Below are 20674 nucleotides of genomic sequence, written 5' to 3'. Positions count from 1 at the left end.
CGGATCGGCGATGCCGGTGATGAAGGCGGGAAGTTCCGGCTGCGCCGCCGTCTCGGCGGCCGCGGGGGCGCGGCGGCGGTCGTCGCGGTCGCGGCGCGGCTCGCCCCGCTCTTTGCGCTCGCCCTCGCGCCGGTCGGGATCGCGGCGCTCGTTCCGGGGTTCATTCCGGGCTTCGTTGCGGGCGTCGTTCCGCGGCTCATTCCGGTTCTCGTCGCGGCGGTCGTTGCGCGGCCGGTCGTCCTGCGGGCGCTGACGCCGCGCTTCGGGGGTTTCGACAAGGCCGCTGTCGCCGGCCTCGGTTTCAATCACATCGACAAGATCGGGCTGGTCCTGACCCGCGGGGTCGCGATACTCGCCGCGCGGCTCGGCCCGGTCGCGGTTGTCATTGCGCGGCTCTCCGCGCTGGTCGTTGCGGTCGCGCTCGCGATAGTCGCGATTGCCGCCGTTCCCGCCATTGCCCTGGCCGCCATTGCCGGGATTGCCGCCATTCTGCTGGTATTGCTGCTGACGCGCTTCCTGTTCGGCCGCCATCTCGCGCTGGGCTTCGGCCAGAAGCCTTGTGTAATGCTCGGCATGCTGCAGGAAATTCTCGGCCGCGACCCGGTCATTCGACAATTGCGCATCCCGCGCCAGCATCTGGTACTTTTCGATGATCTGCTGCGGCGTCCCGCGCACCTTGCCCTCGGGACCCGAGCTGTCGAAAACCCGATTGATGATATTGCCAAGCGTGCGCGGGCGGTTCTGGTTTGAACGCGAGCGTTTCTTAGAAGAGCGCATCTCTGCCTTTGATCATATGATCCGCCTTGGCCCATCGAACCGGCCGCAACGCGGCCACCGGGAGAGCAGGTCTGGATCGGGTTGATGCGGGGGTCTGACGCAGAACGCACCGGACGCCGTCCACATGAGTCGTGATTAAGCAGGCAGGGGGCGGATGACAAGGAGAATCTGGGAAGGATCAGCGGAATTGCGGCGATTTACACCGGAAAAACGCGCGGAAATCGCCGCGATCAGCGCCGGATGGCCCGCACCACACGGTCGCGCCCGTCAAGATCGGGCAGGATCGCGACCTCGGACAGGCCCGCGCCGCGGAACAGCGCCGCGACCGCAGCGCCCTGGCTGGGCCCGATCTCGACCAGGATCCGCCCCGCGGGCCTAAGCCTTTCGGGCGCGCCTTCGGCGATCCGGCGATAGGCCTCGAGCCCGTCGGCGCCATCGGTCAGGGCCGAATGCGGTTCGTGATCGCGCACTTCGGGCGCCAGATCCGGCATTTCGGCCAGGGCGATATAGGGCGGGTTCGACACGATCAGGTCGAAGACGCCGCCGATCCCGGAAAACCAGTCGGCCTGGATCAGCCGCGTCCGATCGGCAAGACCCAGGCGGCGGGCATTCTCTTGGGCAACCGCAAGCGCGGGCGCCGACAGATCGGTGCCAAGGCCGGTTGCGGCCGGACGCTCGGCCAGCAAGGTCAGCAGGATGCAGCCCGTGCCGGTGCCCAGATCAAGCAGGTCGTCAAAGGGCGCGGACAGGGCGGCTTCGATCAGGGTTTCCGTGTCCGGGCGCGGATCGAGCGTGTCGGCGGTGACCTGAAAGCTGCGTCCCCAGAACTGCCGCTGGCCGATGATCTGGGCCACCGGGCGCCGGGCTGCGCGCGCGGCGATGGCCGCCTCATAGGCCGCCTCTTGCCCCGGGGTCAGATCGTCGGCCAGGACCAGCGTCAGCCGGCCCGGATCCACCGCCAGCGCATGGGCCAAAAGCAGCCGCGCGTCGCGGGCCGGATCGTCCACCCCCGCCGCCCGCAGACGCGGCAGCGCGGCCGCAAGGGCGGCCTTGGCGATCATGCCTCCATCTCGGCCAGTTTTTCCGCCTGATCATGGGCGATCAGCGCCTCGATCACCTCGGTCAGATCGCCCGCCAGGATCTGCGGCAGGGCATAGAGCGTCAGGTTGATGCGGTGGTCGGTCAGGCGTCCTTGCGGGAAATTATAGGTGCGGATACGTTCGCTGCGATCGCCCGAGCCCACTTGCGACTTGCGGGTCGCGGCGCGTTCGGAATGCAGCCTTTCGCGCTCGGCCTCGAACAGCCGCGCCCGCAGCACCTGCATGGCGATGGCGCGGTTCTGGTGCTGGGATTTCTCGGACGAGGTGACGACGATCCCGGTCGGAATATGGGTGATGCGCACGGCCGAGTCGGTGGTGTTGACATGCTGGCCGCCCGCCCCCGAAGACCGCATCGTGTCGATGCGGATATCCGAGGCGGGGATGTCGATATCCACCTCTTCCGCCTCGGGCAACACCGCCACCGTCGCGGCCGACGTATGGATGCGCCCGCCCGCTTCGGTTTCCGGCACGCGCTGAACCCGATGCACGCCGGATTCGTATTTCAGCCGGGCATAGACGCCCTCGCCCTGAATATGGGCGGTGAATTCGCGGATGCCGCCGAGATCGGACAGCTGCTGGTCGAGAATGTCGAAGCGCCAGCCCATGCGTTCGGCATAGCGCTGATACATCCGCGCCAGGTCGCCAGCAAAAAGGCTGGCCTCTTCTCCGCCCGTGCCGGGGCGGATTTCCAGGATCGCCGGGCGCGCATCGGCGGCATCCTTGGGCAGAAGCGCGATGCGCAGCCGTTCCTCCATCGCCGGGATCGCGTCTTTCAGGCGGGGGAGTTCATCCTCGGCCAGGGCCCGCATCTCGGGATCGGCCAGCATGGCCTCGGCATCGTCCAGATCCTGCAGCGCCTGGCGATAGGCGGCGATTTCGGTCGCGACCGGCTTCAGATCGGAATATTCGCGGCTGAGCGCGGCGATTTCCGAAGGCGCCGCGCCGGCGTTCAGACGCGCCTCGACATATTCGAAGCGCTGGGTGATCTGGGCAAGCTTGTCTAACGGGACCATGGGCCGGATGTGGCGGAACGGCCCGGCGCGGTCAAGAGGCGGCGGGCCCCGGGCGCGCGGGCCCGCGCCAGATGACGGATCACAGCCGCGCCAGCCAGTCGCGCAGCCGCGCGGCGTTGACGCCCATGTCCGACCGGCCAAAGCGCAGCCGCGCGTAAAGCCTCAGGCCCTGGGGCGTCGCTTCGGCGGTGGTGTAATCGGGAAAGCCCCACAGCGCCGAGCGGGTGATCCAGGTGATCCGCGCCTCGTCCGGGCTGCCCGCCAGACGCCGGGTGCGCGGCGTCGCCAGCGCCACCGCATCCAGCCGCGCCAGAAGCGCCGCCGGATCCTCGGCCGGCAGGATCAGCACGGCCCCACCTTCCAGGGGCTTGACCTGCCCCGGCGGCAGGCCCTGGAACAGATCGGCCGGCGGCGCCAGATGCCAGCGCGCCGGATCGGAAGGGGCAAGGCGGACATAGCCCGCCCCGCCCGCCACCAGCAGCGCCACCGTGACGATGGCCCCGCGCAGCATCAGCGTTGTGTCCTTGCCCAGTGGTACAGACAGATCAGCTCATAGGCGACATGGGCGCCGGCAATGGCGGTCGCGCCCGTGGTGTCATAGGGCGGCGAGACCTCGACCACGTCGCCGCCGACCATATTGACACCGGCAAGATCGCGCAGCATCGCCGCCGCCTGCCAACTGGCCAGCCCGCCCCAGACCGGCGTGCCGGTGCCCGACGCGAAAGCGGGATCCAGGCAGTCGATGTCAAAGGTCACATAGCAGGGATGGTCGCCCACGATGTCCTTCGCCTTGGCCACCGCCGCCGCCGCGCCCTTTTCATGCACTTCGCGCGCGTCGATCACCTGGACGCCCAGATAATCCTCGGTCGTCGTCCGGATGCCGATCTGGACCGAGCGTTTCGGGTCGACAAGCCCGGTCTTCACCGCCTTGTAGAACATCGTGCCATGGTCGATCCGCGTCAGATCGTCATCCGGCCAAAGGTCGGAATGGGCGTCGAAATGAATGAGGCCCAGCGGCCCGAACTTCTCGGCATAGGCGCGCAGGATGGGATAGGTGATGTAATGATCGCCCCCCAGGGTGATCGTTCCCGCGCCCGCCGCCAGGATGGTGCGGATATGGGCGGTCAGCGTGTCGGGAAAATCCGACACTTTGGCATAGTCGAAGGCGCAATCGCCGTAATCGACGATCGCCATCTCCTCCAGCGGATTGGTGGGCCAGCCATAGGGCGGGTCATAGGGTTGCAGGCTGGACGCCTCGCGGATCGCGCGCGGGCCGAAACGGGTGCCGGCGCGATGGGTCACCGCCTGGTCGAAGGGCACGCCGGTGATGGCCAGATCCACCCCGGTCAGGTCTTTCGTATAGGTTCGGCGCAGAAAGCTGGTCGCGCCGCCAAACGCGTTTTCAAAGGCATAGCCGCGCGGGCCCTGCCGGGTGAAGGCCGTGTCGACCTGCGTCTTCGCATCTTCAAGTGCCATCGGACTCTCGGAACTGAAAGGCGCGCAGTCATTGCCCCCGGGCCAGTCCTGCAAGGGCCGGAGACGCGCGGATCCGGGTCAGGCAGGAATATCCCGCCTCACCCGCAAGTCAAGCCTCAGCCGATCCGGTGGCCTTCGCGCACCAATTCGTCGGTGACCTGCCGGATGGCCCGGCACAGCGTCTCGGCGATCTGGTCGGCCTGCGCCTCGGTCAGGGTCAGGGGCGGCGACATCACGTTCAGATGGCCCAAGGGGCGCACCAGCAGCCCCATCTCTTCGGCCGCATTCGAGATGCGCTTCGATTCATTGGCCGCATCGGGCAAGGGCGTCTTCGCCGCCTTGTCGGCCACATTCTCGACGCACAGCATCAACCCCCGCCCCCGCACATCGCCCACCAGCGGCAGCGCCTGCAGATCGCGCAGCCGGTCCTGCAGATAGGCGCCGGTGCGGGCGGCATTGGCCAGCAGGTCTTCGCGCTCCATGATCTCGATCACCTTCAGGCTGGCCGCGCAGGCGACCGGATGGCCGGAATAGGTGAATCCGCTGGTGAACCAGCGGCTGCCCTCCTGTGCCATCGCCTCCCAGATCCGGTCCGAGAAGATCAGCGCCCCCAGCGGCACATAGGCGGCCGAAAGCCCCTTGGCGCAGGTGATCATGTCAGGGATCACGCCGAATTCCGATTCCGAGGCGAACCAATGGCCCAGCCGGCCAAAGGCGGTGACGACCTCGTCGGCGACAAACAGGATGTCATGCTTGCGGCAGATCTGTGCCATCCGGCGCAGATAGCCTTCCGGCGGCACGATCACCCCGCCCGAGGCCTGGATCGGCTCGGCAAAGAAGCCGCCGATGCGGCCGGCCCCGACGCGGTCGATCAGCGCCTCGAATTCCGCCACCAGCGCGTCGCAGAACTGCGCCTCGGTCAGGCCCTCGGGGCGGCGGTAGGGATCGGGACAGGACAGGTGATGGATGCCGTCGGTCTTGTAGCGGAATTCGTCAATCCGGTCGCCCGGGCGCTTGCCGATCGACTGGGTCAGATAGGTCGAGCCGTGATAGGAATTTTCCCGCGCGACGATATCGGTCTTGTCGGGCCGGCCCATGACGGTCTGGTAGAAGGCCACCATCCGCGCCGCCGTGTCGACGGCGGTCGAGCCGCAGGTGGTGAAATGCACCCGGTTCAGATCGCCCGGCGCCCGCGCCGCCAGTTCCGCCGCCAGCCGGGCCGAGGGGCCATTGGTCACGTCGACGAAGGTATTGGTATAGGCCAGCTTTTCGGCCTGCTCGGCCATGGCCTGCGCCACTTCCTTGCGGCCCAGCCCGATATTCGTACACCACATGCCGCCCACTGCATCGAGATAGCGTTTGCCCTGCGCATCCCACAGCCAGACGCCCTCGCCCTTCTCGATCACCAGCGAACCATCGCGTTCGAAGGGGCCGAAATTGGTCCAAGGGTGCAGGACATGGCGGCGGTCCATCTCCCACAGGGTTTCGGGCGAAAGATTCGAGGCGGGCCGTGCCAGGGCCTGGGCGGCGGTCATGGGAGATCTCCTTGACTGAACTGTCAGTCAGAAAATCTTAGCAGTTTGATCAAATCCGCGCCAGCCCCTGTCGTGCAGCCAAATTGCGGCGCGACTAGAACGGGACAAAGCCGGGGGGCAAAGCCTGATCTGCCCCCCCGATCTGCCTCCCAAGGCCCGGCCCGCAGCCTTCGGCGCCTTACGCCTTGCGGATATGCGCCCGCCAATGCGCATGCAGCGCCTCGACCGCACCGCTGGTCAGAAGCGGCATCGCCGCGTGCAGCTGATCCTCGGCCCAGTCCCACCAGCGCATCTCAAGCAGCAGATCGACGGTCGGCGCATCGAACCTGCGCCGGATCTCGCGCGCGGGGTTGCCGCCCATGATCGCATAGGGCGCGACATCGCGGGTCACCAGCGCGCGGGTGCCGATCACCGCCCCGTCGCCGACCTTCACCCCCGGCATGATGATCGCCTCGGACCCGATCCACACATCATTTCCGATCACCGTATCGCCCGCGGGCCGATAGCCGTTTTCGGCGCCCGCGAAGGCTGGAACCTCGGGCATCCAGAAGAAGGGAAAGCTGCTGACCCAATCCTGCCTGTGGCCCTGATTGCCCGCCATGATGAAGGCCGCGCCCGAGCCGATCGAGCAGAAACTGCCGATCACCAGCCGGTCCACGCCCGGATCGGGCAGCAGATAGCGGGCACAATCGTCGAAACCGTGGCCGTGGTAATAGCCGGAGTAATAGCTGTAGCGCCCGACCAGGATATTGGGATTGCGGACCTGCTGGTCCAGCGTGATGCCCCGAAACGGGCTGTCGAAGACGTTTTGCATTTGCACCTCTCTGAAGAAAGCCGGCTCGCGCATAGGCGAACCCCCGCGCCCCATCCGAAGGCGCGGTTCTGCCCCGGCCACGGGCGCGGGGCCGTCTTCAGAAGATTCGGTGCGTGGCCTTCATGGCGGGCCCTTTCTGGGCGGCAAAACGATGGGCCCTATCCTAGATGATCCGGCACAGGGCGCAAGCGGCCGGGCGGTCAGAACACCGACTGCTTGGCCTTGGCAACCTTGAAGCCATGGCCCAGGCCATTGGTGCAGGTCATGCCCGACTTTTCCGAGGTGCAGGTATAGGCGCCCAGGCTGAAGGACTTGCCATAGTCCAGCACGAAGCCGTTCGGATCCGCCACCGTATCGCCGACGCAGGCGACATAGCCCTTGCCCTGGGCATCCACCGCGAAGGCCGGGCCCCATTCCAGATCGCAATCGGCGGGGCGTTTGCGGAAGCTGGGGGTGTAATCGAAAATGTCGCAGCGCGCCTCGGAATAGGAGCCGGTCATGATCGCGCAATGGATATTGCCCGAGGGCGAATGGAAGGCGACGTAATCATCGGCCAGCGCCGGCGCCGATGACAGGACCAGCGCAGCCAGGCAATGAGACAGACGAAGGCGCATCGCGAAACTCCTCGGGCGGGATGGGCAGGATCTTGCTGGCACAGGGCGGGCGCGGCTGGCAAGTGCGCCGCGCCCTACCCCGTCACTTCGCGGCCAGGGGCTGGGCGCGTTCCACCAGACGGGCGAAGAAGCTGGCCCCGACCGGCGCCGCCTCGTCGTTGAAATCATAGGCCGCATGGTGCAGCCCCGCCCCCGGCCCGGTGCCCAGGAACAGGTAAGCCCCGGGCCGCGCCTCGAGCATATAGGAAAAGTCCTCCGACCCCATTTCGCGCTGGGCATTGCCATCCACCGCCTCGGCGCCCGAAATCTCGCGCGCGACCTCGACGGCGAATTCCGCCTCGTCCTGATGGTTGATCGTGGCGGGATAGCCCCAGTCATATTCGATCTGCGCCCGCACCCCGAAGGCCGCCGCCGTGCCCTCGACGATCTCGTAGAGGCGCTTTTTCAGCAGCGCCCGCACATCCGGCTTGAAGCAGCGGATCGTCGCGCCGAACATGCCATCCTCGGGAATGATGTTCGAGGCCGTGCCGGCATGGATCATCGTCACCGAGATCACCGCCTCGTCCAGCGCATAGACATTGCGCGGGATGATCGTCTGCACCGCCTGCACCATGGCCACCAGCGCCACGACCGGATCCACCGTCTCATGCGGGGTGGCGCCATGGCCGCCCTTGCCGGTGACCTTGACCATGGCCGTGTCGACCGAGGCCATCAGCGGCCCGGGGGCGGTCTGGAAATGGCCGAAGGGCACATTGGGCGCATTGTGGATGCCATAGACCTGGGCAATGCCGAACCGGTCCATGATGCCTTCCTGCACCATGACCTGGCCGCCGCCGCCGTCTTCTTCGGCCGGCTGGAAGATCAGCGCCACGCGGCCGGCGAAATTGCGCGTCTCGGCCAGATACTTGGCCGCCCCCAGCAGCATGGTCACATGGCCGTCATGGCCGCAGGCATGCATCCGCCCCGGCACTTTCGAGGCATGCGCCGCCCCAGTGATTTCCTGGATCGGCAGCGCATCCATATCGGCGCGCAGCCCGATGGTCGGGCCCTGCCCCTTGCCGTTCACGATCGCCACGATCCCGGTCTTCGCGATCCCCTCATGCAGCTCATCCACCCCGATCTCGCGCAGGCGCTGGGCGATCCAGTCGGCGGTATTCTGGCAGTCGAAGGCCAGTTCGGGATATTGGTGCAGATGCCGGCGCCAGCCCTTCATTTCCTCGGCATAAGAAGCGATACGGTTCAACACGGGCATTCTCTGGCTCCTCGGGGCTCGACACTGACCCGGACACAACAGGAAATCGGGCCAAGCCGCAATGTCAGAACCCCCGCCTTTCCGGTCCGAAAGCGACCGAGTCGTCCACAGCCCCGCCGCCGCGCCGGAAACGGCCATCGCCCGCCTGGTCGAGATCATGGCCCGGCTGCGCGACAGGGAAACCGGCTGCCCCTGGGATATCGCACAGGATTTCGCGACCATCGCGCCCTATACGATCGAGGAAGCCCATGAGGTGGCCGATGCGATCGAGCGGCAGGCCTGGGGCGAGTTGAAGGGCGAATTGGGCGACCTGCTGTTCCAGACCGTCTTTCATGCCCGCATGGCCGAGGAAGCCGGGCTTTTCGCCTTTACCGATGTGGCCGAGGCGATTTCCGACAAGATGATCGCGCGCCATCCCCATGTTTTCGGTGCCGAATCCCGCGAAAAGACGCCCGAGCAGCAGACCCGGGATTGGGAGACGCTGAAGGCGCGCGAACGCGGCACCCGGGCCGGAGTGCTGGACGGGGTGGCGCTGGGCCTGCCGGCGCTGACCCGGGCGGTGAAGTTGCAGAACCGGGCGGCGCGGGTGGGATTTGACTGGCCCTCGACCGATCAGGTCGTGGCGAAGCTGGTGGAAGAGGCGGCCGAGTTGGCCGAAGCGCGCGACAGCCTGGGCCCCGACGAGGTGGTTGAAGAGTTCGGCGATCTGCTTTTCGTGGTTGCAAACCTCGCGCGGCACTTGAAGATCGACCCGGAAGCCGCTTTGCGCGCTGCAAATTCCAAGTTCACCCGCCGCTTCGCCCGGATCGAATCCCTGCTGGCGGAAGACGGCCGGACCCCGGCCCAATCCGACCTGGCCGAGATGGATGCGCTGTGGAACCGCGCCAAGGCGGAAGAAAAGGCCGCCAAGGCGGGGGGCGGCGATCCGCCGTGGAATTCATAAGTAATTCACTCAGGCATTGACCCCGCCCCGCATCCGGGGCTATCCAGCGCCTCGAAAAGCCTGACAAAAGGACTCAACGATGCGTCGCCTCCTTCTTGCCCTTTCGCTGACCACCGCTCTGCCCGCCTGGGCCGAAGAGGTGAATGTCTATTCGCACCGCCAGCCCGAGCTGATCCAGCCGCTGGTCGATGCCTTCACCGCCGAGACCGGCATCGCCGTGAATGTGGCCTTCGTCGACAAGGGCATGGCCGAGCGTCTGGTGGCCGAGGGCGACCGTTCGCCCGCCGACCTAATCCTGACCGTCGACATCGCGCGGCTGTTGCAGATCGTCGATGCCGGCGTGACGCAGGAAGTGAAATCGGCGGTTCTGGACGAGAACATCCCCGCCGCCTTCCGCGACGAGGCGAACCACTGGTTCGGCCTGACCGCCCGGGCCCGCATCGTCTATGCCTCGAAGGACCGCGTCGCCGATGGCGAAGTGACGACCTATGAAGACCTGGCCGATCCGAAATGGAAGGGCCGGATCTGCATCCGCTCGGGGCTGAACGACTATAACGTCGCTCTGGTCTCGGCGATGATCGCGCATCACGGCGAGGACTATACCAAGACCTGGCTGGAAGGCGTGAAGGCCAATCTGGCGAAGAAGCCCGATGGCGGCGACCGCGATCAGGTCAAGTCGATTGCGGCCGGCGAATGCGATATCGGCATCGGCAACACCTATTACATCGGCCAGATGATGAACGATCCCGAACAGCGCCCGGCGGCCGAAACCGTGCGCATCGTCTTCCCGACCTTCGAAGATGGCGGCACCCATCTGAACATCTCGGGCGTGGCGATGACCAAGGCGGCGCCGAACCATGACGCGGCGCTGAAGTTCATGGAATGGCTGGCCTCGGACGAGGCGCAGAAGATCTATGCCGAAACCAACAACGAATATCCGGTCGAGCCGGGCGTGGAACGGTCGGCGCTGGTGGCAAGCTGGGGCGACTTCACCCCGGACAGCAAAAGCCTGACCGAAATCGCCAAGCTGCGCCCCGCCGCGCTGAAGCTGATCGAAACGGTCAATTTCGACGGCTGATCCGGCCCGCAGGATCGGAACCTATCCCAGGGGGGCGGTCATCGCCCCCCTTTGCATTTGCGCCGCACTGGACCTTTCCGCGCCCTTCCGCTTTCCTGCCCCGGACAGGCTGAAGGAGCGCGCGCCGTGACCCATCCCCGCAAGATCATCATCGACACCGATCCCGGACAGGATGATGCGGTGGCGATCCTGCTGGCCCTGTCGGCGCCCGAGCGGCTTGAGGTGCTGGGGCTGACCGCGGTCGCCGGCAATGTGCCGCTGGCACTGACCCAGCGCAACGCCAGGGTGGTGGCGCAGCTGTCGGGCCGGCCGGTGCCGGTCCATGCCGGCTGCGACGCGCCGATGCGCCGTCCGCTGGTCACGGCCGAGCATGTGCATGGCAAGACCGGGCTGGACGGCGCCACGCTGCCCGAGCCGACCTGGCCGCTCAGCCCCCAGCATGGCGTCGATTTCCTGATCGACACGCTGCGCCGCGAAGCCCCGGGCACGGTCACGCTCTGCCCCTTGGGCCCCCTGACCAATATCGCCACCGCCTTTGCCCGCGCCCCCGACATCGTGTCGCGCGTGGCCGAGATCGTCTTGATGGGCGGGGCCTATTTCGAGGTGGGCAACATCACGCCCGCGGCCGAGTTCAACATCTATGTCGACCCCGAAGCCGCTGATATCGTTTTCAAATCCGGCGTTCCTCTGGTGGTTGTTCCGCTGGATTGCACCCATAAGGCCCTGACGTCACGCGCCTGGGTCGAAGGGCTGCGGGGCCTGGGCACGCCGGTCGGCCAGGCGGTTGCCGGCTGGACCGATTTCTTCGAACGCTTCGACACCGCGAAATATGGCAGCGAGGGCGCGCCGCTGCACGATGCCTGCGTCATCGCCTATCTGCTTGCGCCGCATCTGTTTTCCGGCCGGCATATCAATGTCGAGATCGAAACGGGCAGCGAATTGACCCTGGGCATGACGGTCGCCGATTGGTGGCGGGTCACCAAACGCGCGCCGAATGCGCTGTTCCTGGGCCATGTCGACCGCGACGCGCTGTTCGATCTGCTGACCCTGCAGCTGTCGAAACTTTAGACACGGCTTCAGGATCGCGCCCTAAACCTCGGGCAATATGACAGAAAAGACCGAACCCTCGCCGCGCTTGCTGTCGATCTTCAGCCAGCCGCGATGGCGGTTGACGATGTGTTTGACAATGGCAAGACCCAGGCCGGTCCCGCCCTCGGCGCGCGAACGGTGGGCGTCGATGCGGTAGAAGCGCTCGGTCAGGCGCGGCAGGTGGATCGCCTCGATCCCCTCGCCCTGATCGGCCACGTCGACACGCAGCGCCGGGCCGCGATAGCTGGGCTCGCGGCTGATCGAGACCTGGACGACCTGGCCCGTCCCGCCATATTTCACCGCGTTTTCAATCAGGTTCAGGAAGACCTGGGTCAGCTGGTCGGGATCGCCCGTCACCATGACCGGCCGATCGCCGCCGGAAATCTCGATCCGGCTTTGCTTTTCCTCGGCCGCGGCGCGTACGGTCGCCGCCACCGATTTCAGCACCCCGGCCAGATCCACCGCCTCGCGCGGGCGGACGCGTTCCTCGGCTTCCACCCGGCTCAGTTGCAGCAGATCGCGCACCAGGCGGTTCATCCGCCCCGCCTCGCGCTCCATGATCGCCAGAAAGCGTTCGCGCGCCACCGGATCATCCTTGGCGCTGGTGCGCAGCGTCTCGATGAAGCCCATCATCGCGGTCAGGGGCGTGCGCAATTCATGGCTGACATTGGCCACGAAATCGCGGCGCATCTGCTCGGCCTGGGTTTCGACCGTGATGTCGCGCAACACGCACAGCGCCCGCCGCCCGCCCGCCTGCAGGGGGGAAACCTGGGCGCGATACTGGCCGTCATCCGACAGGCGCAGCAGCACCTCGCGCGATGCGCCTTCGGCCAGCGTCTGGTCGATCGCGCGCAGCAATTCAGGGGCACGCAGCGCCAGGGCCAGATTGCGCCCAACCGCCGCCTCGCCCAGCAACGCCTGGGCCGGCGCATTCATCGCCGCGATCCGCTCATCCGCCGCGACGATCAGTGCCGGCAGCGGGATGCCTTCCAGCAGTTCGGTTTCCAGCTGTTCCACCATGACCCTCTCTGCCGCGTTCCGCAGCCGGTCTAGCGCGCAGGGGGACCTGGCGCCAGTGGCCGGATGCCGCCCCGCCTAAAGCGGCTTCAACCCCGCCCGGAACCGCGCCGCATTGGCCCGGTACCCTTCGGCCGACTGCAAAAGCCGCGCCTGCGCCGCCTCGTCCAGCTGGCGCACCACGCGCCCCGGGCTGCCCATGACCAGGCTGAAATCCGGAATCTCCTTGCCCTCGGTGATCAGCGCGCAGGCGCCGATCAGGCAGCCGCGGCCGATCTTGGCGCCGTTCAGCACCGTAGCACCCATGCCGATCAACGTGCCCGCGCCGATGGTGCAGCCATGCAGCATCGCCTTGTGGCCGATGGTGCAATTGGCGCCGATCACCAGCGGATAACCCATATCGGTGTGCAAGACGCTGTTTTCCTGAATGTTCGTGGCCTCGCCCACCTCGATCCATTCATTGTCGCCGCGCAGGACCGCGCCGAACCAAATGCCGGTGCCCGGCCCCAGCCGCACCCGGCCCATCACATGCGCGCCCGGCGCAACCCAGGCGTCGCCATCCAGTTCCGGCGCAACCCCGTCCAGCTCGTAGATCATCGTTCCGAAAACTCCCTGTTCAGCCCGCGCACGAAATCGCTGAGACCCGGCTGGCGGTCGCGCTTCAACCGTTCCGCTTCGACGATGGCGACCAGCCGCGCGAAACAGGCGTCCAGATCGTCATTGACCAGCACATAGTCATATTCCGCCCAATGGCTGATCTCGTCGCGGCTTTTCGCCATCCGGCCGGCGATCACCTCATCGGAATCCTGTGCCCGGCCGCGCAGCCGCCGGTCAAGTTCGGCAATCGAGGGCGGCAGGATGAAGACCGAGACCACATCCTTGCCAAGCGCCGAGTTGCGGATCTGCTGGCCGCCCTGCCAGTCGACATCGAACAGCGTGTCGCGGCCTTCGGCCATCGCCGCCTCGACCGGGGCGCGCGGAGAGCCATAAAGATTGCCGAAGACCTCGGCATGTTCCAGCATCCCGCCGCGATCCACCAGATCCAGAAAGGCCTGGCGGTCGTGAAACCAGTAATGCACGCCGTGTTCCTCGGTCGGCCGAGGCTTGCGCGTCGTGGCCGAGACGGAAAAGCGGATCGTCGGATCCCAGCCCATCAGCCGCCGCGCCAGGGTGGATTTTCCCGCGCCCGAGGGCGAGGACAGGATCAGCAACAGCCCGCGGCGGGGCATCGACGTCATGGTCATATCGGCTTCCGGGTCATTCCACGTTCTGAACCTGTTCGCGCATCTGGTCGATCACGGTCTTCAGATCAAGCCCGATCCGCGTCAGATCCAGATCGCCGGCCTTGGACAGCAGCGTGTTGGCCTCGCGCAGGAATTCCTGCATCAGGAAATCGAACTTGCGGCCCACGGGGCCGGTTTCGGCCAGAAGCGCGCGGGCCGCGGCGACATGGGCGTCCAGCCGGTCAAGTTCCTCGGTGACATCGGCTTTCACTGCCAGAAGCGCCAGTTCCTGCGCCACGCGCGTCTCGTCAAAGCCCTCGCCATTGGCCAGAAGCCGCGCCATGCCATCGCGCAGGGTCGCGGCCTGACGCTCGCGCCGCGCCTCGGCCAGGGTGCCGGCGGCGCGGATCGCCTCGGGCGCCACCGCGCCCTGATAGGCGATGACGACCTGCGCATTCGGCCCCGGTTCGCGCAGCCAATAGGCGCCGTCGATCGCGCCCTGGCGAAAGGCCTGATCGCGCCGTTTGCCCGGCTGTTCCAGCGGATTGGTGGTCAGCCGCAGATAGACCGAGCCGCCGGTTTCATCGCGCAGCCAGGTGCGTTCGTCCGGGTCGCCCTCGCCATCGCGCTGCAGATAGGCGAAGGCCCATTCCAGGATCACCGCCAGTTCATCGACAAAGGCCGGCTCGAAAGCCGCCAGCCCATCCTGCGCCAGGCCGATCAACGGGGTGGAGATGGACTGATGCGCCCCGCCCTCGGGCGCCAGCGTCACGCCCGAGGGCGTGCCGACGATCAGGAAGCGGGCATCCTGGTAGCAGGCATAGTTCAAGGCATCGAGACCGCGGCAGACGAACGGGTCATAGACTGTCCCGACCGGGATCAGCCGCCTGCCGAACAGGCTGTGGCTCAGCCCCGCCGCGCCCAAGAGAAGAAACAGGTTCATCTCGGCGATGCCCAGTTCGATATGCTGGCCCGACGGCGCCGCATCCCATTTCGCGGTCGAGGCGATCTTTCTTTCGCGGAACGTATCGGCCCGCGCCGCCTTGGCGAACAGCCCGCGGCGGTTGACCCAGGGGCCAAGCCCGGTGGTGCCGGTCACATCGGGCGAGGTGGTGACGATCCGCGCCGCAAGCGGGCTGTCGCCGCGGGCCAGATCGTCCAGGATCTTGCCGAAGGCCATCTGGGTCGACATTTCGCGATCCGTGCCGATCTCGATCTGCGGCACGGGCAGCGGATCATCCTGCAGGCGGCGCGGGCCGGCGGCAAAGAACGGCACGCCGGCCAGAAAGCCGCGCAGGGCGGCGGGGTCTTCGACGGTGGCGAAAGGTTCCCATTCCTGGCCCTGTTCCACGCCCATCCGCGCCTGCCAATCGGCCATCTGCGCCTTGGTCATCAGCCCGCCGTGATTGTCCTTGTGCCCGGCAATCGGCGTGCCCCAGCCCTTGACCGTATAGGCCAGGAAACAGGTCGGCCGGTCGTGATCCACCGCGGCAAAGGCCTGGGCCAGCGTCTCGACGCAATTGCCGCCCAGGTTTTCCATCAGGGCCGCCAGTTCCTCATCGCTGCGCCGCGCGATCAGCGCCGAGACCGGGCCCTGGTCGCCCAGATCATCGGTCAGCCGCGCACGCCAGACCGCGCCGCCTTCGAAGGTCAGCGCCGAATACAGTTCATTCGGGCAGCGGTCGATCCAGTCGCGCAAGGCCGCACCCCCCGGTTCGGCAAAGGCCGCGCGCTGCAAGACCCCGTGCTTCAGCCGAACGACATCCCAGCCAAAGGCGGTGAACAGGCCCTCGATCCGGCTCCACAGCCCTTCCTGCACCACCCCGTCCAGCGACTGGCGGTTGTAGTCGACGATCCACCAGCAATTGCGCAGCCCATGTTTCCAACCTTCCTGCAGGCATTCATGAATATTGCCCTCGTCCAGTTCCGCGTCGCCCATCAGCGCGATCATCCGGCCCTGCGGCGCGCCCTGCCCCCAATCCTTGGCCTGCACATAATCCTGGATCAGCGCGGCGAAGGCGGTGATCGCCACGCCCAGACCCACCGACCCGGTCGAGAAATCGACATCGTCCTTGTCCTTGGTCCGGCTGGGATAGCTTTGCACCCCGCCGAAGCCGCGGAAATTCTCCATCTTCTCGCGGCTCAGATTGCCCATCAGGTAATGCATGGCATGGAAGACCGGCGAGGCATGCGGCTTGACCGCCACCCTGTCCTCGGGGCGCAGGGCCGAGAAATACAGCGCCGTCAGGATCGACACCATCGAGGCGGACGAGGCCTGATGCCCGCCGACCTTGATGCCGTCGACCTTGGGCCGCAGGTGATTGGCGTTGTGAATCATCCAATGCGACAGCCACAAAAGCCGCTGTTCGATGGTCTTCAGATGGGTCTTGGGCATTCCGTCCTCCGTCTCGGGCGAAGGATAGCAGCAGGGTCGCGACGGAATGCGCCAAAGACGGCTGCATCGCCGGGCTGCTACAGAGGATTCCGCCAGGATTTTCCTATTCTGTGACGGAAACCTTCACACCTTCGACGGGCGGGCCATAGATCCGCCGATCCAGCGCCGCCTGGCGGGCGGCGGGCAGATCGGCCTCGGCCATGGCGCGGCGCAGCGCCAGCAGATCGCCCGAGCGTTGCGCCCGCCACAGCCGCAGCCGCGGCAGGGGCGACCAGTGCCGGCAAAGCCGGTGCAAGCCCGCCGCCGTGGCCTGCGGCGCAAGTCGCGTGGCGGCCAGCCCCAAAGCCAGCAGCAGGGCCGTCAGTGTCACTCCCGCCAGCAGCAGAACCTGCGCCCCGCCGACCCGGCCGGTCGGCACCTGGCCGGTGTAGAAACTGGCCAGCCCGATTGACAGCGCCGGAATCTCGACCGCGTCAAGCTTGCGGCTTTCGGTGTTGAAAAAGGGGATCTTCACCGGGTCCAGCACCCCCGGCTCGCCGGTATGGGGGCGGAATTGCCAGGTCCAGATCGCCTCGGCCACCGGACCGTCGCCGGTCAGGATCAGGTTGCGCTGGACGGGTGCGGCAAAGGTGATCAGCCAGTTTTCCGACACCACCGGCCGCGGCGGCAGATGTTCGGGCAAGGCGCCCAAGGCGCGCAGCGTGACGGTGCGGGTGACCAGCTCGCCATCCTGCAGATGGGCGGGATCGGTGGACAGCGTGTCGGTCAGCTCGACCTGGCGGGCGGTGAAATGCCAGCCCGTCTGGGCCGGAAAGGGCCCGACCGACAGGGTCAGCGGCGGCGCGGTGACAACGGTGTCCTGGCGTTGGCTTTGCGTGTCGATGATGGTCAGCCGGTGCTGGGCCGGGCCGAATTGCAACGGGCCCGTCCGCTTCGGCCAGATCGCCAGATGGCGTTCCATCACGATCCAGGGCAGGCCGTCGATCATTTCCTGATGCCAGTCGTCGGCCTGGGTCTGCACCCAGTCGAAGGCATCGGTCGGGGCGATTTCAAGCCGTTCATTGGCGATCTTGCGGTCATAGACCGCGCGGATGGTGATCGCCACCATCTCGCCCGCGACCAGATGATCGACCGGCCCGTCAGGGCGGATCGTCATCGACAGATTGCCCTCGGCCCGGGCCATATCGGCCGCGCCGGCCCACAGCGCCAGAACCAGGAGAATCGCCCTTACCATGGCTCCACCTCCTCGGCCGCGGTCTGGCCCATGGCGATGCGGCGGTCATGTTCCTGGGCCAGGCGCAGGCGCAGGACCAGGCCCGGATCGTCGGGCAGGCTGGCCAGCCATTCCGCGTCGGCGACCAGACGCCCGGCATCCAGCGGCCGGCCCAGCCGCTTGATCTCGTCGACCGGAGAGCCGCCCGGCGTGGCGATGGCCGTGGCGGCGATGCGGCCGGCATTGTTGGCCACCCCTTGGGTGGGCGGGATCAGCCCCGCCACCAGATTGCGGTTCTCGCGCGCCTCGCTGTCGGCCGGATTGGCGAAAAGCACCGCATCGAAATAGGCGCGCGACAGCGGCAGATCGCCGGTGGCGGCCAGGGACAGCCCGCGATTATAGGTCGAGCCGCGGCCCGCCTGCTGGAAGGCCTGATCCGCGGCGGGGTAGTCGCCGGCCTGGTACAGCGCCACGCCGCGCACCGCGGGATCGTCCAGTAAGGGCGCGGCCAGGCCCGGCAGATGCAGCACCAGCGCCAGCTTCGCCAAAGGCGCGCGCCCCGCCACCGCCAAGGCGGCCAGGCCAAGGGCCAGGATCAGCGGAGCAAGCCTCATCTGCGCCTCCGGAACAGCGGGAACAGGGCGACCAGCGCCAAGGGCAGAAGCCAGGGGCCGAAATCCTGAAAGGCGGTGCCGGCCTGCGGATCTTCGACCAGACGCGCGCGGCGCAGTGTGGCGATGCGGGGGGCCAGGGCGGGCGCCTCGGCCGCGGCCAGCATCGCCCCGCCGCCGGCCTTGGCCAAGGCCGCCAGCCCCGCCGGATCGGCCGCCGGCGCGCCATCGGCGGCGCGGGGCAGCGCCAGCGCCCAGACCCGCGCGCCGTCATGGGCAAGCCGGGCGGCCTCTTCCGTGGCGCGCGGCCCGGTGCCGCCGCCATCCGAGATCACCACCAGATCGGCGCCGCCGATCCCGGTGCCGTCGCCGGTCGCGAACAGGTCGCGCGCCATCGACAGGGCGATGTCGGGCCGGCTGCCAACGACCGGCATCGTCCCCTGGCCCAGAACGCCGATCAGCCCGCGCAGGCTGTCGGCATCGCTGGTCGGCGCCGAGGCCAGATAGGCATCGGCGGCATAAAGCATCAGCCCGACCGGGCGGCCTTCGGCCCCGTCCAGCGCGCGGGCGGCGGCGGCTTGCGCCTCGCCCAGCACCTTGGGGTCGGCCACGACCGAGGGCGAAAGGTCGATCATCAGCACCATCGGATCCAGCGCGCGAAAGGCCACGGCGCCGGGCTGCAGCCGCGCGGGCCCGGCCAGCGCCAGCGCGATCAGCGCCGCCGCGGCAAAGGGCAGCAGCAGCGCCCTGCCCCGCCCGCCCCGGGTGATCCGGCCCAGCCGCTGCAGGGCCGCCATCAACTCGGGCTCGACCACCGCGGCCCAGCTGCCGGCATGGCGCCGCCGCCAGACCCAAACTGCGCCGGCCAGTACCGGCAGCAGCGCCAGAAGCCACCAGGGCCGCAACAGCAGCAGATCGCCGGTCATGTCGTGCGCCCCCAGCCGATCGCCAGCGCCAGCAGGAAGGCGGCCGCGGCGGGCCAGGGCCACAAGGGCCGCGGCACCGCCACCGGCGGGCGGGTCGAGGGGTTGGGCTCCAGCCGGTCCAGATCCGCGGCCATGGCGGTCAGATCGTCGGTGGTGCGGACGCGGAAGGTCTGGCCGCCGGCCTTTTCCGCAATCGCCCGCAGCGTGGCCAGATCCACCGCATCGCGGGCGGCGGGGCGGGTTTCCAGATCCTCGGGGCCAAGGGCGATCGTATGGATGCGGACGTGGTTTTCCGCGGCCAGCCCCGCCACCTGCACCGGATCCAGCCGCGCGCCGCTGTCGCGGCCATCCGACAGCAGCACCACGACTTTCGACGGCGAGGGCTCGGCGATGATGCGTTTCAACGCCAGACCCAGCCCGTCGGCAATGGCGGTGGACCGGCCGGTCAGGCCGATCTGCGCCTCGTCCAGGGCGCGGGCGACGGCGGCCAGATCATGGGTCAGGGGGGCTGCGACATAGGCGCTGTCGGCAAAGATCACCAGCCCGATCCGGTCGCCCTGCCGGGCCTGGATGAAGGCCGAGGCCACGCGCTTGACCGCCGCCAGCCGGGTGACGGTTTCGCCATCCAGCGCGAAATCCGGCGTCTCCATGCTGCCCGACATGTCCAGCGCGATCACGATATCGCGGCCCGAGGCGCTGCGGTCGGCGACCATCTCGATCCGCTGCGGCTGGGCGATGGCCAGGCACAGGCAGGCCCAGCACAGCCCTGCCAGCAGATACAGCCGCCAGACCGCCGGGCCGCGCGCCGGGCGGGCCTGGGCGGCGATGGCATCGGGCAGGACCATCGCCTCGCCCGGCGCGGCGCGCGGCGGCAGAAGCCGGGCCAGCAGGGGCAGCGGCAGCAGCAACAGCGCCAGGGGAAAGGCCAGCCCGGTCATCGCCGCCCCGCCTGCAGGATCAGCGCCTCGATCCGCGCCGGATCGCCGGGAAGGCCCGCATAAAGCGCGGCGCGCTGGTCATCGGGCAGCTGGCCGCCCAGATCCTGCAGCAGCCGCGCCAGCGCCAGAAGCCGGTCGGCCGGCGGAAGCGCCGCGGTGGCGGCGATGCGCTCGGCCGGACGCAGGCGGCGCGGGCGTGGGCGCAGGATCGGGCCCAGCAGCGCCAGCACCAGCGCGGCCAGGACCAGCCCCAGCCCGGCCGCGGCCAGAAGATCATCCCAGCCAAGCGCGGTGAAGCCTTCGGGCAGGCGCGGGGCATGCAGGGCGGCGATCAGATCTGCCGGGGTCATCCGATCTCTCCCGAGGCGGCCAGCCGGCGGATTTCCACCCCGGGCAGCGCCAGTTTGGCGGCGCGGGCGGCGCGTTCGGCTGGCAGATCGGCGAAGCGGGCGAAGGCCGGGCCCTCGGGCCCCTCATGCGGCAGGGGCTGCGCGGGGGGGGCCAGTTCGAACGCGTCCTCGACCAGCACGAGCCGCAAGGGCCCGCGCTGGCGCAGCGCGGCAAGGGCGGCATCCAGCCCCTCGCCCGGGCTGTCCAGCCCGGTTGCCAGCACGATCGCCGCGCCCCGCGGCGCCTGTCGCATCGCCCGCATCAGATCGG

The 20674-nt window shown here is 67.9% G+C and carries 21 protein-coding genes and 1 pseudogene; 3 read left to right on the top strand and 19 right to left on the bottom strand.

Going from position 1 to position 20674, the window contains the following annotated elements:
- The 9 genes from K1Y73_RS17010 to K1Y73_RS16970 all read right to left on the bottom strand — a co-directional run.
- The coding region (locus K1Y73_RS17010) for a DUF4167 domain-containing protein (protein ID WP_225029504.1) at positions 1-777 on the bottom strand (777 nt) is incomplete at its 3' end.
- 230 nt (positions 778-1007) lie between these two features.
- Positions 1008-1838 (bottom strand): peptide chain release factor N(5)-glutamine methyltransferase, encoded by an 831-nt coding sequence (prmC, locus tag K1Y73_RS17005; RefSeq protein WP_225029503.1) that lies wholly within the window; start codon positions 1836-1838, stop codon positions 1008-1010.
- Positions 1835-2890, bottom strand: a complete 1056-nt coding sequence (gene prfA / locus K1Y73_RS17000; protein WP_225029502.1) for a peptide chain release factor 1 — start codon at positions 2888-2890, stop codon at positions 1835-1837. Before prfA ends, prmC begins: the two co-directional genes overlap by 4 nt.
- A gap of 79 nt (positions 2891-2969) precedes the next feature.
- Complete coding sequence (locus K1Y73_RS16995) at positions 2970-3401, bottom strand: DUF1499 domain-containing protein (RefSeq protein ID WP_225029501.1); 432 nt, start codon at positions 3399-3401, stop codon at positions 2970-2972.
- Positions 3401-4366 carry an agmatinase gene (gene speB / locus K1Y73_RS16990; protein ID WP_225029500.1) on the bottom strand — a complete coding sequence of 322 codons (966 nt, stop codon included), beginning with the start codon at positions 4364-4366 and terminating at the stop codon, positions 3401-3403. Before speB ends, K1Y73_RS16995 begins: the two co-directional genes overlap by 1 nt.
- A 116-nt stretch (positions 4367-4482) precedes the next feature.
- Positions 4483-5901, bottom strand: a complete 1419-nt coding sequence (locus K1Y73_RS16985) for an aminotransferase (RefSeq protein WP_225029499.1) — start codon at positions 5899-5901, stop codon at positions 4483-4485.
- 178 nt (positions 5902-6079) lie between these two features.
- Positions 6080-6715, bottom strand: a complete 636-nt coding sequence (catB, locus tag K1Y73_RS16980) for a type B chloramphenicol O-acetyltransferase (RefSeq protein ID WP_225029498.1) — start codon at positions 6713-6715, stop codon at positions 6080-6082.
- Between the two features lie 200 nt (positions 6716-6915).
- Positions 6916-7329 carry a DUF6636 domain-containing protein gene (locus K1Y73_RS16975; protein ID WP_225029497.1) on the bottom strand — a complete coding sequence of 138 codons (414 nt, stop codon included), beginning with the start codon at positions 7327-7329 and terminating at the stop codon, positions 6916-6918.
- Positions 7330-7411: 82 nt separating this feature from the next.
- Positions 7412-8581 carry a M20 aminoacylase family protein gene (locus K1Y73_RS16970; protein ID WP_225029496.1) on the bottom strand — a complete coding sequence of 390 codons (1170 nt, stop codon included), beginning with the start codon at positions 8579-8581 and terminating at the stop codon, positions 7412-7414.
- Positions 8582-8642: 61 nt separating this feature from the next.
- Here K1Y73_RS16970 and mazG point away from each other — a divergent pair, with 61 nt between their 5' ends.
- The 3 genes from mazG to K1Y73_RS16955 all read left to right on the top strand — a co-directional run bounded on the left by mazG (position 8643) and on the right by K1Y73_RS16955 (position 11670).
- The gene (gene mazG / locus K1Y73_RS16965) at positions 8643-9524 is read left to right on the top strand and encodes a nucleoside triphosphate pyrophosphohydrolase (RefSeq protein WP_225029495.1); all 882 of its coding nucleotides are present in this window, start codon (positions 8643-8645) and stop codon (positions 9522-9524) included.
- A gap of 79 nt (positions 9525-9603) precedes the next feature.
- On the top strand, positions 9604-10602 hold the full coding sequence (locus tag K1Y73_RS16960; protein ID WP_225029494.1) for a Fe(3+) ABC transporter substrate-binding protein: 999 nt from the start codon (positions 9604-9606) through the stop codon (positions 10600-10602).
- A gap of 126 nt (positions 10603-10728) precedes the next feature.
- Entirely contained in the window at positions 10729-11670 is a 942-nt protein-coding gene (locus K1Y73_RS16955) for a nucleoside hydrolase (protein ID WP_225029493.1), read from the top strand.
- Positions 11671-11691: 21 nt separating this feature from the next.
- On the opposite strand, the gene K1Y73_RS16950 is transcribed toward K1Y73_RS16955, so the two are convergent.
- From K1Y73_RS16950 to K1Y73_RS16905, 10 genes and pseudogenes are all read right to left on the bottom strand, one after another.
- Positions 11692-12711: an ATP-binding protein gene (locus tag K1Y73_RS16950; protein WP_225029492.1), complete on the bottom strand. Its 1020-nt coding sequence runs from the start codon at positions 12709-12711 to the stop codon at positions 11692-11694.
- A 75-nt stretch (positions 12712-12786) separates the two neighbouring features.
- On the bottom strand, positions 12787-13305 hold the full coding sequence (locus tag K1Y73_RS16945) for a gamma carbonic anhydrase family protein (RefSeq protein WP_225029491.1): 519 nt from the start codon (positions 13303-13305) through the stop codon (positions 12787-12789).
- A complete protein-coding gene (gene gmk, locus K1Y73_RS16940) occupies positions 13302-13937 on the bottom strand; it encodes a guanylate kinase (protein ID WP_225029505.1) in 636 nt (211 codons plus the stop codon). Before gmk ends, K1Y73_RS16945 begins: the two co-directional genes overlap by 4 nt.
- Positions 13938-13965: 28 nt before the next feature.
- Positions 13966-16326: an endoribonuclease YicC domain-containing protein gene (locus K1Y73_RS16935; protein WP_225029490.1), complete on the bottom strand. Its 2361-nt coding sequence runs from the start codon at positions 16324-16326 to the stop codon at positions 13966-13968.
- A 103-nt stretch (positions 16327-16429) separates the two neighbouring features.
- Entirely contained in the window at positions 16430-17560 is a 1131-nt protein-coding gene (locus K1Y73_RS16930; RefSeq protein ID WP_225029489.1) for a hypothetical protein, read from the bottom strand.
- Positions 17554-18153, bottom strand: coding sequence for a tetratricopeptide repeat protein (locus K1Y73_RS16925; RefSeq protein WP_225029488.1), 600 nt, complete (start codon positions 18151-18153; stop codon positions 17554-17556). Before K1Y73_RS16925 ends, K1Y73_RS16930 begins: the two co-directional genes overlap by 7 nt.
- Positions 18150-19076: a vWA domain-containing protein gene (locus K1Y73_RS16920; protein ID WP_225029487.1), complete on the bottom strand. Its 927-nt coding sequence runs from the start codon at positions 19074-19076 to the stop codon at positions 18150-18152. Before K1Y73_RS16920 ends, K1Y73_RS16925 begins: the two co-directional genes overlap by 4 nt.
- Entirely contained in the window at positions 19073-20014 is a 942-nt protein-coding gene (locus tag K1Y73_RS16915; protein ID WP_225029486.1) for a VWA domain-containing protein, read from the bottom strand. Before K1Y73_RS16915 ends, K1Y73_RS16920 begins: the two co-directional genes overlap by 4 nt.
- Positions 20011-20364: a hypothetical protein gene (locus K1Y73_RS16910; RefSeq protein WP_225029485.1), complete on the bottom strand. Its 354-nt coding sequence runs from the start codon at positions 20362-20364 to the stop codon at positions 20011-20013. The genes K1Y73_RS16915 and K1Y73_RS16910 overlap by 4 nt, the downstream gene beginning before the upstream one ends.
- A pseudogene (locus K1Y73_RS16905) lies at positions 20361-20674 on the bottom strand (DUF58 domain-containing protein); the annotation flags it as partial. The pseudogene K1Y73_RS16905 and the gene K1Y73_RS16910, both read right to left, overlap by 4 nt.

The organism is Xinfangfangia pollutisoli, from assembly GCF_020179405.1.
Lineage (GTDB): Bacteria > Pseudomonadota > Alphaproteobacteria > Rhodobacterales > Rhodobacteraceae > Pseudogemmobacter > Pseudogemmobacter pollutisoli.
Note: the sequence above shows the minus strand (reverse complement) of the source record. Positions and strands in the feature narration are given on the sequence as shown.

Bases quoted from the DNA above. Each gene is read 5' to 3' on its own strand.
- K1Y73_RS16925 (WP_225029488.1), bottom strand. From the start codon at position 18,153: ATGAGGCTTGCTCCGCTGATCCTGGCCCTTGGCCTGGCCGCCTTGGCG.
- K1Y73_RS16930 (WP_225029489.1), bottom strand. From the start codon at position 17,560: ATGGTAAGGGCGATTCTCCTGGTTCTGGCGCTGTGGGCCGGCGCGGCC.
- K1Y73_RS16975 (WP_225029497.1), bottom strand. From the start codon at position 7,329: ATGCGCCTTCGTCTGTCTCATTGCCTGGCTGCGCTGGTCCTGTCATCG.
- gmk (WP_225029505.1), bottom strand. From the start codon at position 13,937: ATGCCCCGCCGCGGGCTGTTGCTGATCCTGTCCTCGCCCTCGGGCGCG.
- K1Y73_RS16935 (WP_225029490.1), bottom strand. From the start codon at position 16,326: ATGCCCAAGACCCATCTGAAGACCATCGAACAGCGGCTTTTGTGGCTG.
- K1Y73_RS16970 (WP_225029496.1), bottom strand. From the start codon at position 8,581: ATGCCCGTGTTGAACCGTATCGCTTCTTATGCCGAGGAAATGAAGGGC.
- K1Y73_RS16985 (WP_225029499.1), bottom strand. From the start codon at position 5,901: ATGACCGCCGCCCAGGCCCTGGCACGGCCCGCCTCGAATCTTTCGCCC.
- K1Y73_RS16960 (WP_225029494.1), top strand. From the start codon at position 9,604: ATGCGTCGCCTCCTTCTTGCCCTTTCGCTGACCACCGCTCTGCCCGCC.
- K1Y73_RS16945 (WP_225029491.1), bottom strand. From the start codon at position 13,305: ATGATCTACGAGCTGGACGGGGTTGCGCCGGAACTGGATGGCGACGCC.
- prmC (WP_225029503.1), bottom strand. From the start codon at position 1,838: ATGATCGCCAAGGCCGCCCTTGCGGCCGCGCTGCCGCGTCTGCGGGCG.
- K1Y73_RS16995 (WP_225029501.1), bottom strand. From the start codon at position 3,401: ATGCTGCGCGGGGCCATCGTCACGGTGGCGCTGCTGGTGGCGGGCGGG.
- mazG (WP_225029495.1), top strand. From the start codon at position 8,643: ATGTCAGAACCCCCGCCTTTCCGGTCCGAAAGCGACCGAGTCGTCCAC.
- K1Y73_RS16950 (WP_225029492.1), bottom strand. From the start codon at position 12,711: ATGGTGGAACAGCTGGAAACCGAACTGCTGGAAGGCATCCCGCTGCCG.
- K1Y73_RS16915 (WP_225029486.1), bottom strand. From the start codon at position 20,014: ATGACCGGGCTGGCCTTTCCCCTGGCGCTGTTGCTGCTGCCGCTGCCC.
- speB (WP_225029500.1), bottom strand. From the start codon at position 4,366: ATGGCACTTGAAGATGCGAAGACGCAGGTCGACACGGCCTTCACCCGG.
- prfA (WP_225029502.1), bottom strand. From the start codon at position 2,890: ATGGTCCCGTTAGACAAGCTTGCCCAGATCACCCAGCGCTTCGAATAT.
- K1Y73_RS16920 (WP_225029487.1), bottom strand. From the start codon at position 19,076: ATGACCGGCGATCTGCTGCTGTTGCGGCCCTGGTGGCTTCTGGCGCTG.
- catB (WP_225029498.1), bottom strand. From the start codon at position 6,715: ATGCAAAACGTCTTCGACAGCCCGTTTCGGGGCATCACGCTGGACCAG.
- K1Y73_RS16910 (WP_225029485.1), bottom strand. From the start codon at position 20,364: ATGACCCCGGCAGATCTGATCGCCGCCCTGCATGCCCCGCGCCTGCCC.